General features: G+C 63.9%; 12 protein-coding genes, 1 tRNA gene and 1 pseudogene. 6 read left to right on the top strand and 8 right to left on the bottom strand.

Translation table 11 applies throughout. The features are described 5' to 3' along the window. Positions 1 to 130 precede the first annotated feature (130 nt). Positions 131 to 721 (bottom strand): biotin transporter BioY, encoded by a 591-nt coding sequence (locus P9272_RS09760; protein WP_278160374.1) that lies wholly within the window; start codon positions 719 to 721, stop codon positions 131 to 133. A gap of 164 nt (positions 722 to 885) precedes the next feature. Here P9272_RS09760 and P9272_RS09755 point away from each other — a divergent pair, with 164 nt between their 5' ends. Further along, positions 886 to 1,794, top strand: a complete 909-nt coding sequence (locus P9272_RS09755; protein WP_278160373.1) for an MBL fold metallo-hydrolase — start codon at positions 886 to 888, stop codon at positions 1,792 to 1,794. On the opposite strand, the gene P9272_RS09750 is transcribed toward P9272_RS09755, so the two are convergent. Together P9272_RS09750 and P9272_RS09745 are read right to left on the bottom strand one after the other, a co-directional pair. Beyond that, entirely contained in the window at positions 1,795 to 2,580 is a 786-nt protein-coding gene (locus P9272_RS09750) for a DUF1499 domain-containing protein (protein WP_278160372.1), read from the bottom strand. A gap of 82 nt (positions 2,581 to 2,662) precedes the next feature. Continuing rightward, complete coding sequence (locus tag P9272_RS09745) at positions 2,663 to 4,291, bottom strand: fatty-acid--CoA ligase (RefSeq protein WP_278160371.1); 1,629 nt, start codon at positions 4,289 to 4,291, stop codon at positions 2,663 to 2,665. 188 nt (positions 4,292 to 4,479) lie between these two features. Between P9272_RS09745 and P9272_RS09740 the strand changes: the two genes are divergently transcribed. Together P9272_RS09740 and P9272_RS09735 are read left to right on the top strand one after the other, a co-directional pair. After that, on the top strand, positions 4,480 to 4,836 hold the full coding sequence (locus P9272_RS09740; protein WP_112125849.1) for a hypothetical protein: 357 nt from the start codon (positions 4,480 to 4,482) through the stop codon (positions 4,834 to 4,836). A 194-nt stretch (positions 4,837 to 5,030) separates the two neighbouring features. Next, positions 5,031 to 5,420, top strand: a complete 390-nt coding sequence (locus tag P9272_RS09735) for a DUF427 domain-containing protein (protein ID WP_278160370.1) — start codon at positions 5,031 to 5,033, stop codon at positions 5,418 to 5,420. Between the two features lie 121 nt (positions 5,421 to 5,541). Here the strand turns inward: P9272_RS09735 and P9272_RS09730 are convergent, their stop codons facing one another. The 4 genes from P9272_RS09730 to ppdK form a co-directional block, all read right to left on the bottom strand. Next, the gene (locus tag P9272_RS09730) at positions 5,542 to 6,285 is read right to left on the bottom strand and encodes a polysaccharide deacetylase family protein (RefSeq protein ID WP_278160368.1); all 744 of its coding nucleotides are present in this window, start codon (positions 6,283 to 6,285) and stop codon (positions 5,542 to 5,544) included. Positions 6,286 to 6,431: 146 nt separating this feature from the next. Then, positions 6,432 to 7,535, bottom strand: a complete 1,104-nt coding sequence (locus tag P9272_RS09725; protein ID WP_278160367.1) for a glycosyltransferase family 9 protein — start codon at positions 7,533 to 7,535, stop codon at positions 6,432 to 6,434. Positions 7,536 to 7,692: 157 nt separating this feature from the next. Continuing rightward, positions 7,693 to 8,796 carry a glycosyltransferase family 9 protein gene (locus P9272_RS09720; protein WP_278160366.1) on the bottom strand — a complete coding sequence of 368 codons (1,104 nt, stop codon included), beginning with the start codon at positions 8,794 to 8,796 and terminating at the stop codon, positions 7,693 to 7,695. 141 nt (positions 8,797 to 8,937) lie between these two features. Further along, positions 8,938 to 11,622, bottom strand: a complete 2,685-nt coding sequence (ppdK, locus tag P9272_RS09715; protein WP_278160365.1) for a pyruvate, phosphate dikinase — start codon at positions 11,620 to 11,622, stop codon at positions 8,938 to 8,940. Positions 11,623 to 11,837: 215 nt separating this feature from the next. Between ppdK and P9272_RS09710 the strand changes: the two genes are divergently transcribed. The 3 genes and pseudogenes from P9272_RS09710 (at position 11,838) to P9272_RS09700 (ending at position 13,693) form a co-directional block, all read left to right on the top strand. Next, positions 11,838 to 12,182 carry a VOC family protein gene (locus tag P9272_RS09710; protein WP_278160364.1) on the top strand — a complete coding sequence of 115 codons (345 nt, stop codon included), beginning with the start codon at positions 11,838 to 11,840 and terminating at the stop codon, positions 12,180 to 12,182. A 118-nt stretch (positions 12,183 to 12,300) separates the two neighbouring features. Beyond that, positions 12,301 to 13,336, top strand: a pseudogene (locus tag P9272_RS09705) (hypothetical protein). A gap of 282 nt (positions 13,337 to 13,618) precedes the next feature. Further along, positions 13,619 to 13,693: transfer RNA gene (locus P9272_RS09700), tRNA-Gln, on the top strand. Positions 13,694 to 14,097: 404 nt separating this feature from the next. Here the strand turns inward: P9272_RS09700 and P9272_RS09695 are convergent. Beyond that, positions 14,098 to 15,018 carry a dihydrodipicolinate synthase family protein gene (locus P9272_RS09695; RefSeq protein ID WP_278160363.1) on the bottom strand — a complete coding sequence of 307 codons (921 nt, stop codon included), beginning with the start codon at positions 15,016 to 15,018 and terminating at the stop codon, positions 14,098 to 14,100. Between the last annotated feature and the right edge of the window lie 7 nt (positions 15,019 to 15,025).

Genomic DNA, 15,025 nt, shown 5'->3' with positions numbered 1-15,025 from the left:
CCCCTATTTTTTCTTATATCTCCATTGGGTGTTTTTTCTATTTTTCCGTTTTACCCCGCCCGCCCCCCGCCCCCCCCCCCCCGGGGGGGGGGGCCGGGCCCCCCCCGGGCCCTTCTTGCGTCGATCGCGATCAGCCGCGCTTGACCAATGCCCACACGGCCGGCACCAGGCTGGCGGCCAGAGCCACCTTGATCAGGTCGCCGACGATGAAAGGCAGGACGCCGAACTGCCAGGATTTTTCCGGCCCGATGAGCATCGCCAGCCAGGCAAAGCCCATGGCCATCATGAGGACCTCGGCGATCAGCATGGCGCCGAACAGCTTGAAAGGACTGCGGTCCCAGCCGCGATCCGCGGCCCAGCCGGCGATCGCCGCCATGACCACGAAGCCGGCGAGATAGCCGCCCGTCGAGCCCAGCATATAGGCAATGCCGATGCCTTTTTCCGGCGTGCCCTGGAAGACCGGCAAGCCAAAAGCGCCCTCGGCGAGGTAGAGAAGCAGCGTCGCGACGGCCAGCCGCAGGCCGAAGGCCGAGGCGATAAGCAGCACGGCGAGCGTCTGCAGCGAAATGTCGACCGGGCCGAGCACCACTTTGGTCTTGGCCGAAAGCGTGAGCAGCAGGGTTCCGGCAAGCGCCAGGAAGAGCTGGGTCGCGAGCCGCGCGGCGCCTCGCTCCGGCAGAGTGAGAGAAACAAGCGGACGCATCGTGGTTGCAATTGCCATGGTCTTCCTCATTCTGGCCGATTCATCGGGTGGCTGATTTTCTGGCTTTAAGAATCTTCTTGATGCATGTCGTTCTCCCACTTTTGGGCGACATGCATTGATTTTCCTATATTGGCTTCTGTATCGGGCGGCAATCATTTTGCCGCATCGCAAAGGAATCCGGCATGGCGCTTGAGTTCGATACCAGCTTCGACCCGGCCTACGGCCGGGCGGTCATGGTTGCGCCGGATGTGCTGCGCATCACCGCCGGAAATCCGAGCCCGTTCACCTTCCAGGGCACCAACAGCTATGTTGTCGGCCGCGAAACTCTGGCGGTGATCGATCCGGGGCCGGAAGACGACGCGCATCTCGAAACGCTGCTCACGGCGATCGCCGGCAGACCGGTCAGCCACATCTTCGTCAGCCACACCCATCGCGACCATTCGCCTTTGGCGGCACGACTGAAGGAACATACCGGCGCGCCGACACTTGCCGAAGGCCCGCATCGGCCGGCGCGGCCCTTGCGCATCGGCGAGGTCAATCCGCTCGACGCCAGCGCCGACTTGACCTTCGCTCCCGATATCATGCTGGCCGACAATGCGCTGACTGAGGGCGAGGGCTGGGCGATCCGCACCGTGCTGACGCCCGGCCACACCGCCAATCATGCCGTCTTTGCCCTCGAGGGAAACGGGATCCTGTTTTCGGCCGACCATGTCATGGCCTGGTCGACGTCGATCGTCGCGCCCCCGGACGGCGCCATGGCCGACTACATGGGCTCCCTCGACAGGTTGCTGGCGCGCGATGATCGTCTGCTGCTGCCGGGCCATGGCGGACCCGTGACAGCGCCCCAAAGGTTCATGCGCGGCCTGAAGACGCATCGCAAGATGCGTGAAAGGGCGATCGTGGAACGCATCCGCGCCGGCGACCGGACGATCAGGGAGATGGTCGCGGCGATCTACCGCGACACCGACCCCCGCCTGCATGGCGCCGCGGGACTGTCGGTGCTCGCACATCTCGAGGATCTGGTCGCGCGCGGCCTGATCGCCACCGAAGGCGACCCCGCGATCGACGGCATTTTCAGTCCCGCCGGCTGATCACTCGGCTGGCGCAGCGCCGACCTGCCCGGCGACTTCCTGGTCGAGCTCGCCGAGGAAATCCGTGATGCGGGCGGCGTTGTCGCCGAGATCGTAGCGGCCGTAGCGCGAGGCCGAGCGCATGTCGACGATCACCTGCTCGCCATCGTCGGTGACGCGGATTGCGACGTCGGCCGGCAGTCCCAGCACGAAGCCCCTGGCCAGCGCATTGATCGTAGCTGCGCTCTGCCCGTTGATATCGGGATAAGGCGCCGTCAGTTGCCAGTCGCGGCGGTCGAGCACGGTTTCGACAGCGTCGACGACGGTTTCGAAAGGCAAATTGTAGCTGTGACCGCTGACCAGCGGATAGGCATCGGCCTGCAGGCTCTGCTCGCCCGGGGTCGGCGGCGAGAGCTCGTTCATGTCGCTCGTCCGGTCGCTGGTGTCCAAAACCGGCGGGTCGTCGAGATCGGTCGAGATGTCGCGCAGCGGCGGGTAGATCGTGGCCCAGTAGACGGCCACGCCGTAGGGCGCCAGCACCAGCAGCGCCAGCAGCGCGCCGACGCTGAGATCGCGGCCGCCGCGATCGCCGAAATTCCAGACCCTCGACAGGCCGAGACCCGCCAGCAACAGGGCGAGCGCCGCGAGCAGCGCAACGACCGCAAGCACCCACAGGAAAGGCGGCGTCTCGACGAATCCGAGCCGGTAACCAGCAACGGCGGTGAGCAGAAGGACGAGGGAAAATGCCCCGATCCGCCTCGACCAGCCGGCCGCCCTCGACGTCTGCCGTTCAGGAATAGATGCCATTCTCTGCCGTATCGTCCCAACCCGGGCCGAGAGTTAGCGGTTTTTGGCTCGGGCTTGAAGCCGAAAGATCGAACATTTTTCGTCAATCCGTCGGCAGGCGATAATCCTTGAACTGGGCGCGCAGACTGGTCTTCTGGATCTTGCCGGTGGCGGTGTGCGGAATTTCGCCGACGAATGCGACGTCGTCGGGCATCCACCATTTCGCCACCTTGCCGCTCATGAAGGTGAGGATATCGCCCTTGCTCGGCTCCCGGCCGGGCTTGGGGACGACGACCAGCAAGGGCCGCTCGCCCCATTTGGAATGCGGGATGCCGATCGCCGCCGCCTCCGCCACGTCCGGGTGGCCGACGGCGAGATTCTCCAGGTCGATGGTCGATATCCATTCGCCGCCGGACTTGATGACATCCTTGGCGCGGTCGGTGATCTGCATGTAGCCGCTGGCGTCGATATGGGCGACATCGCCGGTGTCGAACCAGCCATCGGTATCGAACTGCTCGGCGCCTGCCCCGCCATAATAGGCGCGGGCCACGGCCGGGCCACGTACCTTGAGATGCCCGAAGGTCTTGCCGTCCCAGGGCAGCGCGTTGTTTTCGTCGTCGGTTACTTTCATTTCGACGCCGAAGGGGGGAAAGCCCTGCTTGGCCTGGATATCGAGCCGCGCCTCGCCGGTCAGCGTCTCATATTGCGGCTTCAGCGTGCAGAGCGTGCCCAGTGGCGACATCTCGGTCATGCCCCAGGCATGCACCACCTGCACATCGTAATCATCCTGGAATTTTGCGGTGATGGCGCGCGGACAGGCAGCCCCGCCGATCACGACCTTCTCTAGATAAGGCAGCTTCTTGCCGGTCTCTTCCAGATATTGCAGCAGCATCATCCAGACCGTCGGCACGGCGGCGCTGAAGGTCACCTTTTCGGTGTCGAGCAGTTCGTAGATTGAGGCGCCATCCATCTTGCAGCCCGGCATCACCAGCTTGGCGCCGATCATCGGTCCGCTCTGGCCGAGGCCCCAGGCATTGGCGTGGAACATCGGCACCACAGGCAGCGCCACATCGCGCGTCGACAGGCCCATGGCGTCGGGCATGGCGGCCATCATGGCGTGAAGGACATTGGAGCGGTGACTGTAAAGCACGCCTTTGGGGTCGCCCGTCGTGCCCGAAGTGTAGCACATGCCGGCGGCGGTATTCTCGTCGAACGTCTTCCAGGCGAAATCGCCGTCGGCCTCCGCCAGCCATTCCTCGTAAGCGACGGCATTCGCCAGCGACGTTTGCGGCATATGCGCCCGGTCCGTCAGCACGATCACCCGTCGCAGCGATCCAACCGCACCGGCGATCTTTTCCAGCAGCGGCACGAAGGTGATGTCGACGAAAATCGCCTTGTCCTCGGCATTGTTCATGATCCAGGCGATCTGCTCGGGAAAAAGCCTCGGATTGAGCGTGTGATAGATCGCGCCGATGCCCATGATGCCGTACCAGGCTTCGATATGGCGGGCCGTGTTCCAGGCAAGGGTCGCGATGCGATCGCCGAGCCTGAAGCCGTCACGCTCCAGCCGCTGCGCCACCTTGAGCGACCGGTGATGGATTTCGGCAAAGGTCGTGCGCACGATCGGCCCTTCGATCGAGCGCGACACCACCTCCCTGCTGCCGTGCTGGCGTTCGGCGTGGTCGATCAGCTTGTGGCAAAGCAGCGGCCATTCCTGCATCAATCCGAGCATCTATTCCTCCCCTTTGCGCATTCGCGTCGTTTGTTCCGCACATTGTGGACGAACTGGCGGATTGTCCAGCCGCCATAAGTCGAAGCCGTGGACGGATCGAAGAACCGGGAAAACCGCCATAATCCGGCCATCCTCGCCGTTAAGTTTCGTTAACGGGCTGGGTGAGATTGGCGAATGGAGTGGTTCGCATGGACGCGCAGCTCGACGAAAAGGCCCTCGAAAGCACGCTTGCCGAAAGTCTGGACGATCTGACGCCGGACATCAAAACCGTTTCCGAAGATGAATTTGCCGAGGTCGTCGGCGGGGCGCTGGAGGCCGTCGGCGGAACGCTGCTGTTCAAGATGCGCGTCGAAAACGGCGAGAACGGTGAGCATGTCGCCGCCGCCTGCATCGGCGACGCGGGCAATCGCCAGTTCCTGCTGCTGACGCTGCCGACCAGCGGTGGCGCGCTCAAGGTCGAAACCGCGGCAAGAAGCACCAATCCCGTGGCTGGCATTGCCGCCGCCTATGCCGGGCTCATGGATGCCTTCAAGACGGCCGCCTGACGGCTGGCCACAGACATTCAATGAATGGTGATGACGTCTCGCGCTGCGCCGGCTTGCGCGGCGCATTGGCTCAACACATGTAAGTCTCCCCGAGAACGTTTCACCGAAACGACGAACCGCTCTCTTTGTTCTGACGCAATTCCGGACGGAAAATCGCTTCGCACTTTCCCTGGAATTGCTCCTGGAGACCATTCATGGACAAGTTCGCCAACCCTGCCCCCGGCTTCCAGCGCAATCCCGACAAGGCGATCACCGTCGAGCCTTATCGCGGCAGCGTCACCGTGCGCGCCGGCGATACCGTCATCGCCAGATCGAGCCGGGCCAGGGTTCTGTCGGAACCGCCATATCCTGCGGCCTTCTACATCCCTTTCGACGACATCGATTTCAGCAAGCTCTCCGGCAGCGAACACTCGACGCATTGCCCCTACAAGGGCGATGCCAGCTACTGGAGCGTCCAATCCTCCGGCGAAGCCGGCAAAAATGCCATGTGGGCTTACGAGCAGCCGTTCGACGAGATGACCGAAATCCGCAATCACGGCGCGTTCTACACGAGCAAAGTGACGGTCGAAGCGACGCCCGATTGAGCACCAGGTCCGACGTGGCCGTTGCCGGTGGTCGCTTAAGACCAAGCCGGAATATCGTCACCCAATGGCGAAGCGACGCTGCGCAATGCGACTGCAATTCAGCCGCCGCGACACTGCACGCTCAATCCGTCGTGCCGTTGTTGCCGACGCCTTCCGCATCGTCCAGGCGCACGAAGGTCATGCCTTTCTGCTTCAAGGCGAGCAGCCCCTGAACCACGCCCTCGCCGGCCGCATGCGTCGGCTGGTTGATGTGGGCGATGATGACGTCGCCGTCCTTTGCGGCGCCGATGCGGCGTGCCGTTTGCTTGGCGCCGAGCAGCGAGCCGCCGTCGCCATTGACCGAGAAGCCGGCGATCTTGAAGCCCAGCTTGCGGATCATGGCGATCGCCGATGGGCTGTATTCCGCGGTGGCCCCGCGAAACCATTTGGGCGCCGGCCCGCCCGCGCTGGCGAGCGCTGCGGCGCCGGATTCAACCTCGGCCTGCACGGCGTCCGGGCTGCCGGCGCTGCGGATGCCGTAGATCTTCTGCGGCGTATCGACCGCCGGAATGTGGCGGCCACCGTGGTTTTCCAATTCGAACAGGTCGGGATGCGCCCGCATGATCTCGACGGCTTCGGCATTTCGCTTGAGCCAGATGCCGGTGACGAAGATGGTCGCCGGTATGCGGTTGTCGACAAGCGCCGAAAGAATTCGAGTGTCGGTCTTTCCACCGCAGGCATCGAGCGTCAGGGCGACTCGCCCGCCCCCTTCCGCGGCTTGCGGCTTCAGATGCAGCGTCGGCTCGACCAGCGTGGCTGCATTGCCGGGCGAGCCCGCGAACAGCGCCAACGCCATCGCACAAAGAGAGTTTCGAAGCAGACCCATCATCCATTCCAAGCCGGCGCGCCCGGTCAGTCGCCGCATCGCGCCAAAGAAAACTTGCCTCCGCTCGTTCCAACAGACCGGCATCTAGGCGAAAATGGGGACGTCCGACAGCGCAAAAAGAGAAATCGCGACAAAATGCTTTCGCCTTACATCTCGGCTTCCAGGGCAGTCTTCGTTCGCGCCAGGAGTTCGAGCACAGCCTCGACCACATGAGCGACCTCCAGGCGCCAGACGCAACAGGCCTTATTGGGGTCGGGCCTTTCGCAAAGGCCATCGCCGACGCAGTCGCAGGGCATGGACGGGCGCACCGGGATGCTCGGCGCGCCAACCGGCCCCCAGCGGACCGGGCTCTGCAGGCCGAATAGGCCGACGACGGGAATGCCGGCAGCCGCCGCCATGTGCATGGGACCGCTGTCATTGCCGAGAAACAGCCGCGCCTGCTTGAACAGCGCCGGCAAGGTTTCGAGCTGGACCGATCCGGCCAGATTGACGATCGGCGTCTTCGCGGCCGCGAGAATACTTTCGACCGCCTCGTTCTCATCCGGACCGCCGACCAGAACCACGTCCAGACCGGTTTCGGCCCAAATCCGATCAATCGCGGCGGCAAAGCGCTCCGGCTGCCAGCGGCGTCCGGGAAAGCTTGCCCCGGCATGGATCGCGACGAAGGCGTTCGGCCGAAGGTGGAATTTGTCGAGCAGCGCCAAGGCTTTCGCTATTTCGGACGGCTGCGGCTGCAAGGCGGGAAACCGCACGCGCAACTCTATGCCAAGCGCCTCCAGCGGTGACAGATACCGATAGAGAAAGTGCTGCCCGCCATAGCCGAACGGCTTTGCCTTGACGTTGGCGGGCTGGCGCTCGAACCAACGCAGCGGCCTTTCGGACGGATGATATCCGACGCGAACCCGCGCGCCGACCAGTCCTGAGATGAACCGCGACGTGCGCGTGTCGGTGATGTCGATGGTCATGTCGAAATGGTGGCGGCGCAATCTGACCAGCGTGACAATGAGCTCCTGCAGGCGCCGCAGCGGCGTGCCGCGCATATGGGAACGGCGGAAGGTCACGACCTCAGAGGCAGCGCCATTGGCCGTGAGAAGACTGGCGAAGCGGGCGTCGCAGAGGAAGACGATGCGGACGCCCGGATATTCGAGCTGCAGGTTCTTCGCCAGCGCGGTGGCAAGAACGAGATCGCCAATATGCTTGGTTTGCAGGATCAGGATCGAGCGGAAGGGGCCAGGACGAGCTTGGAACATCCGGGTCCCGGAAGGATCGGAGTCCACCAAGCTGGGTTTAGACGTCGACATCCAAAGCCGTCACACGCATGTTTCACGTGCGTCTCATATACAAGACCACAAGGTCGTGGACCAGACCAACTCGCGCGACCTTGGACGACGCTGAATTGCCCAAATGTCAGACCGCGGCTTCCAGAACCATCTCGGTGCGCGCCAGGAGTTCCAGCACCGCGTCAACCACTGGATCGACCTCCACGCGCCAGACGCAGCAGGCCTTGCTCGGATCGGTCCGGCGGCACAGGTCGCCACCGACGCAGTCACAGGGCATGGACGGCCGCAACGAGATGCTGGGCACGCCGACCGGCGCCCAGCGGACCGGATTGGTCAGGCCGAACAAGCCGACAACCGGCGTACCGGCTGCGGCCGCCAAATGCATCGGCCCGCTCTCGTTGCCGAGAAACAGCCGCGCCTCCTTGAGCAGCGCAAGCAGGGTTTCCAGCCGCAGCGCTCCTGCCAGATTGACGACAGGCGTCTTCGCCGCGGCCACAATCCTGTCTGCCCCTTCGTTCTCGTCCGGACCGCCGACCAGGACCACGCGCAAGCCTGTCTCGCCGGCAATCCTGTCGATTGCCTCTGCAAAGCGCTCAGGCTGCCAGCGGCGTCCGGCGAAACTTGCTCCCGCATGAACCGCGACAAAAGCGTTTGGAAGGATATGGTGCCGGGCCAGCAAAGCCAGGATGCGGGTCGTCTCGAATGGCAGCGGTCGAATGGCCGGGGCCCTGATGCGCAGATCGACGCCGAGCGCCTCCAACGGAGACAGATAGCGGTAGAGAAAGTGTCTCTTGCCAAATCCGAAGGGCTTCATCCTGACATTGGCGGGCTGGCGCTCGTACCAGCGCAGAGGCCGCTCCGTCGGAGAATAGCCGATCCGGACCGGAGCATTGACCAGCCCGGAAATCAAACGCGAGGTTTTCGAATCGGTGATGTCGATGGTCATGTCGAAGCGATGCCGCCGTAGTTCCTGCACCACGCGCAAGAGCTCGCGTCCCCGCTCGAACGGCGAGCCACGCATCCTGGCGCGGCTGAGGGGGATGGCCGCGGCGGCAATGCCGTGGGCCGTCAGGAAGCCGGCCAAATGCGTTTCACAAAGAAACGCGATCCTGACGCCCGGATATGCAAGCTGCAGATTGTTCGCCAGCGCCGAGGCAAGCACGATGTCGCCGATGAATTTGGTCTGCAGAACAAGGATCGACCGGAAGGCGGTGGGTGTAATCTGCAACATGGGTTTCTGACACCAAAAAGTTCGGTGTCGGAAACTCCCTCGAAACGGTGTCGATATTCAGGGCCGTCACGCGCACGTTCGCGTGACATTCCATACAAAACTGTAAGGTCACTTGGGGTGCCGCTCCCCGGAATGACCGCCTCAGGCGCGTTTAGCGGCGCCCTTCGCCGCCACCACCGCCGCCTGGGCGGCCGCGAGCCTGGCGATCGGCACACGGTAGGGCGAGCATGATACATAATCGAGTCCGACCTCCTCGCAGAAGCGGATCGAAGCCGGATCGCCGCCATGCTCGCCGCAGATGCCGAGCTTGATGCCGGGCCGCGTCGCCTTGCCCTTTTCAGCCGCGATCCGCACCAGTTCGCCGACGCCATCGACATCGAGCGACACGAACGGATCCTGCTCGATGATGCCCTTTTGCCGGTAAGTTTCAAGGAAGGACGCCGCGTCGTCGCGCGATATGCCGAAGGTCGTCTGGGTGAGGTCGTTGGTGCCGAAGGAGAAGAATTCGGCGGCTTCGGCAATGACATGGGCGCGAATCGCCGCGCGCGGCAGCTCGATCATCGTGCCGGTGAGGTAGTCGATCTTGGTGCCGGTCTCCTGCATGACGCTTTGCGCCACCGCGTCGATGCGCGCCTTGACGTATTCCAGCTCCTTCACCAGGCCGACCAGCGGCACCATGATTTCCGGCACCACCAGCGCCCCGGCCTTGCGTCCGGCCTCGACCGCGGCCTCGAAGATGGCGCGCGCCTGCATTTCGGCGATCTCCGGATAGGAGACGGCGAGCCGGCAGCCACGATGGCCGAGCATCGGGTTGAACTCATGCAATGCCTCGGTGCGCTGCCTCAGCTTGTCGGCCGAAACATTCATGGCGCTCGCCACCTCGGCAAGCTCGGCCTCGGTCTTGGGCAGGAATTCATGCAGCGGCGGGTCGAGCAGTCGGATCGTCACCGGCAGGCCGGCCATGATCTCGAACAGCTCGAGGAAGTCCGAGCGCTGCATCGGCAGCAGCTTGTCGAGCGCACCGCGCCTGTCCTTCTCGGTGTCGGCCAGGATCATCTCGCGCATCGCGACGATGCGGTCGCCGTCGAAGAACATGTGCTCGGTGCGGCAAAGCCCGATGCCCTCGGCGCCGAAGGAGCGCGCCATGCGCGCGTCGAGCGGCGTCTCGGCATTGGTGCGCACCTTCATGCGGCGCGCGGCGTCGGCCCATTCCATGATGGCGGCGAAATCGCCGGAAAGCTCGGGCTGCAACATGGCGACGGCGCCCTTCAGCACCTGGCCGTTGCCGCCATCGATGGTGATGATGTCGCCCTTGCGTAAGGTCTGGCCCATCGAGACCAACGTGCCGGCCTTGTAATCGACGCGCAGCGAGCCGGCGCCCGACACGCATGGCTTGCCCATGCCGCGCGCCACCACCGCGGCGTGGCTGGTCATGCCGCCACGCGTGGTGAGGATGCCTTCGGCGGCATGCATGCCGTGGATGTCCTCGGGACTGGTCTCGATGCGCACCAGGATCGCCTTGCGTCCCTGAGCCTTGGCGTCCTCCGCGTCGGTAGACGAGAAGACGATCTCCCCCGTGGCGGCGCCGGGCGAGGCCGGCAGGCCCATGCCGATGACATCACGCGCCGCCTTCGGATCGATGGTCGGGTGCAGGAGCTGATCGAGCGAGGCCGGATCGATGCGGGCGACAGCCTCCTCCTTGGTGATCAGGCCGTCCCTCGCCATCTCGACGGCGATCTTCAGCGCCGCCTTGGCGGTGCGCTTGCCGGAGCGGGTCTGCAGCATCCACAATTTGCCGCGCTCGATGGTGAATTCGAGGTCCTGCATATCGCGGTAGTGCTTTTCCAGCCGGTCGGAAATGTCGACGAAGGCCTGGAAGGCGTCGGGCATCAGCTTCTGAAGCGACGGCTTGTCGGAGCCGGCGGCGATACGCGCCGTCTCGGTGATGTTCTGCGGCGTGCGGATGCCGGCCACCACGTCCTCGCCCTGGGCATTGACCAGGAACTCGCCATAAAGCTGCCTTTCGCCGGTCGAGGGATTGCGGGTGAAGGCGACGCCGGTCGCGGAGGTATCGCCCATATTGCCGAACACCATGGCCTGGACATTGACCGCCGTGCCCCAGCTTTCCGGGATGTCGTGCAGGCGCCGATAGGTGATGGCGCGGCTGTTCATCCAACTCGAGAACACGGCGCCGATCGCGCCCCAGAGCTGCTCGTGCGGGTCCTGCGGGAACGGCTTGCCGAGCTCTTCCTCGACCTTGGCCTTGTAGAGCGAAATGACGCCCTGCCATTCCGGGGCCGTCAGCTCGGTGTCGAGTTCGTGGCCGAGGCTCGCCTTCTGGTCCTCGAGGATTTCCTCGAACACTTCGTGGTCGAGGCCCATGACTACGTCGGAATACATCTGGATGAAGCGGCGGTAGCTGTCATAGGCAAAACGCGCATCGCCGGAATCGGCGGCCAAAGCCTCGACCGTCTCGTCGTTGAGGCCGAGATTGAGCACCGTGTCCATCATGCCGGGCATGGAGGCCCTTGCACCGGAGCGCACGGAGACCAGAAGCAGCTTCGACGGATCGCCGAAACGGCGGCCGGTGATCCGGCCGATATGGTCGAGAGCGGAGACGACATCCGCCTCGAGCCCATCGGGATAGGCGCGGCCATTCGCGTAGTAGGCGTTGCAGACCTCCGTGGTGATGGTGAAGCCCGGCGGCACCGGCAGGCCGAGGCTGCACATCTCGGCCAGATTGGCACCCTTGCCACCGAGAAGGTTGCGGTCGCCGGCACGGCCTTCGGCGGCGCCGTCGCCGAAGGTGTAAACCCATTTGGTCATGCTTGCCCTCCAGTAATGGAAGATAGAAACAGCCGGACCACGGCCCGGTTCCCCGCCCTTCCCGGTCCGAGCGATAGGGTGCTGCAGTGCGAAAGGCAAGGCACCGACCAGAGCTCGTAGGCACTACAATCGATTAAGCAAAAGCTGCGTCAAAAAGACTTGCCGGAGGATATCGCGCATTATAGAACATAACAGGAACATAGTGGAGTAGCCTGATGAAACTCAACGGAAAACTCGACTACCTGGAACTTCCGGCAACGGGCGGCACGCTGGACAGCGTCAAATCCTTCTACAGCGCCGCGTTTTCATGGTCGTTCACCGACTACGGCCCAACCTATTCCGCTTTCGCCGAAGGGCTCGACGGCGGTTTCCAGGCCGATGCCCGGGAAGCGCCGGCCAAACCGCTGCCCGTGCTCTACTCCGAGAACCTCGAGGAAACGCTGGATGCGGTCGAGAGCGCCGGGGGGACCATCGTCAAGCCGATCTTTTCCTTCCCTGGCGGCCGACGGTTCCACTTCAGCGATCCGGCGGGCAACGAACTGGCGGTGTGGGGACATTAGAAAAGATGCGGATTTCGAGTTTTTTTGCTGTTGACAGCCAGGCCGGGGTCACTCCAACAAACAGCGGCGATCTTCCAACGGCAAAAAGCAGGTTGATGAAACAAGCGGCGTTCGGGGTTTGGCTTCCGAGTTGGCCGGAAGGCCAAGCGGACTTTACACTGAGGGCTTCGCCCGGCGCCTGCGGTCGACTGGATTTCAGCAAGGCAAGGTCTTCGTGGGGCGGGACTTGCGCGACAGCAGCCCGGCAATCGCGCAGGACTGCTTGGCGGCGCTGGCCGCGTCCGGCTTCCAGCCGGTCGATTGCGGCCCCATTCCCACACCCGCGCTTGCCTTTTTGCCCGCCGGCACGACGCTGCGGCGCTGATGGTGACCGGCTCGCATATCCCCGCCGACCCCAACGGCATCAAGTTCTACGGACCTAAGGGCGAGATCGACAAGGCGGACGAGGCCGCGATCACCCTTTCTGTCGCTGAGCTGCCGAATTGTTCCGCGGCGACCTGATCGGGCTGGCCACGGCGCTCTTCCTCAAGGCCGACGTCGTGGTGACGCCGGTCACCTCCAACTCGGGCATATCCGAGGCTTTCGGGTTCAGCGTCTGGAGAACAAAGGTCGGCTCCCCTTTCGTCATGGAGGGAATGAACGCCGCGCGGCAGGCAGGCGGCATCGTCGTCGGCTTCGAAGCCAATGGCGGGGTTCTGCTGGGATCCGACTGCCTGGTGAACGGCGGAATACTTTCGGCGCTGCCGACGCGGGATTCATTCTTGCCGATACTTGCCGTGCTGGGCACTGCGGCATCGGCCGGCAAATCGCTGTCCGGCCTGCGTGAAACCTGGAATCTTCCGGTCTGCGCCAGCGAGCGGCTCGAGAACTTGCCGGTCGAGACGTCGCGCGGCTTGATGCACAAGCTCGCCGACCGCGACGCACTGCAGCGGTTCCTGGCACCCTTTGGCGCGGTGGCGGACGTAGACGTGACCGACGGTCTCAGGGCGCGCATGACCAGCGGCGAGATCATCCATCTGCGGCCTTCCGGCAACGCTCCGGAATTTCGCTGCTATGCCGAGGCTGCCAGCCATCACAGGGCAACCGAAATCGTGGCAGTGGCGCTGGAACGGGCGCGGGACGCCGCACTGGCGGATAAGGTGGAGGCCGTATAATGACAGCGGTGCCGGCGATTGCCGCAGGCGTGGAGCGCTCAATCCGGCAACGATGGGGACTCCCGCCCGCATCTTGCTCGATCACCGAGACCATCGATGACAAAGACAGCATTGATGACCGGCATCACCGGCGGCCGCTCGACGAAAGCACGCTGCTTGCCCCGACCGACGACTACGCCGCGACCAAGGCCGCGGCGCAGCGGCTTTTAGTTGATGTTGCGGCATTGAGCTTTGCTTCGCCCCGTCCTATAAGGCCGCGCGCAAGCGGGCATGCCCGCCTGCTGGGGCGTCGCCAAGTGGTAAGGCATCGGTTTTTGGTACCGACATTCCCAGGTTCGAATCCTGGCGCCCCAGCCACTTGATTTCATTAGTTTTTTGACGCTCGAATGGAGTCCGGGCAGGCCGACGCGGCCCGTCCCATTCTCGTCGGCAAGAGCCTTTACAGTCCGCGATAGGCCCTTGCGAACGGCATGGGGCGTTGCCGCCCTCCCTATTGGATGGCCGGAAGTCCGATGCCTCGGCGAGTTTTAGGCAGCAATATTCGTTCTCCACGCTGGCTGAGCGATCAATCCCGTTCGGCAATCGCCCGAGCACAGGGTGTTTTCCAGTCCGGCCCGAACCATTCGGCCGACATCGCCAGCCGTCCCGTCGAAACCGACGAAATCATTCTCGAAAATCTCAATCCAGTCGAGCCCGGCCGCCGCGATGGCGGAGAGCTTTTCAGCGAAATCACCGCCCCTAGAGATCCTCGCGATCGGAGTTTATGTCCCAGTAGCGGCTCGATCCGTCGCCCCGGCCGAAATCATCGCCGAAATCTCTTTGCAAGCCTTCAAGGCGCTTGCCTCTTCGACCGCCTGCAGCGGAGCGCGGACCCGCGCCCAGACGGCATCGCCGGTTTGCGCAGCCAGTATCGCCTTGACCGCCGGCACGACGGGTAGCTTGAGCAGCCGGCCGAGCAAGGCATCGATCAACGGATCGTCTTCTCCGCCCACCAACTTCGCCACCAGGGCCGGCGCGAAATTGGCCACGCCGCTGATCGCGCCGCTGGCGCCCTGCCTGACCGCTTTGGCCAGATGACCTTCATGGCCGACAAGAATCGCGAGGTCGGCATGCTCAGCAAGCAGCGCCGTCGTCTGGTGCCAATCTCCGCTGGAATCCTTGACACCGGCAATGGCGTGCGGGAACGCGACGCGAAGGCGCGCGACGAGTTTCGGGCCGACGCGCACGCCGGTGAGGTCCGGAATGTTATAGAGGATGACATCGCGGCCGGCCGCGCCGGTTCGCTCAAGCACCTCCGCAAACCAGCGATAGACGCCTTCTTCCGTCGGCTGCTTGAAATAAAAAGGTGGCGTCAGCAGGATGCCGCCGCAGCCCGCCTCAAGCGATCGCCGCGCATGGTCGCCGGCGTCCTGTGATGACGGCCCATAGACGCATTCGACCAAGTTGCCGGCGCCGATCCCGGCGGCGGCCATGCGTTCGTAGAGCGGCGCGCGGGCCGAGGCCGAAATGGAAATGCCTTCGCCGGTCGTGCCGAAGGCAGTCACCACCTGCATGCCTTGCCCAAGCAGATGTTTGGCGTGGGCGGCAAAGCGCGGCCAGTCGATGGCGCCTATATCGTCGAACGGCGTTGTCAGCGCCGCGCTGACGCCGATCTTCTTGCGCATGGAATGGCTGTCGATCACTCGGGAT

It is taken from the genome of Mesorhizobium sp. WSM4976 (genome assembly GCF_029625685.1).
Taxonomy (GTDB): domain Bacteria; phylum Pseudomonadota; class Alphaproteobacteria; order Rhizobiales; family Rhizobiaceae; genus Mesorhizobium.
The sequence above is the reverse complement of the archived record's forward strand: the minus strand, read 5'-3'. Positions and strand labels throughout refer to the sequence as shown.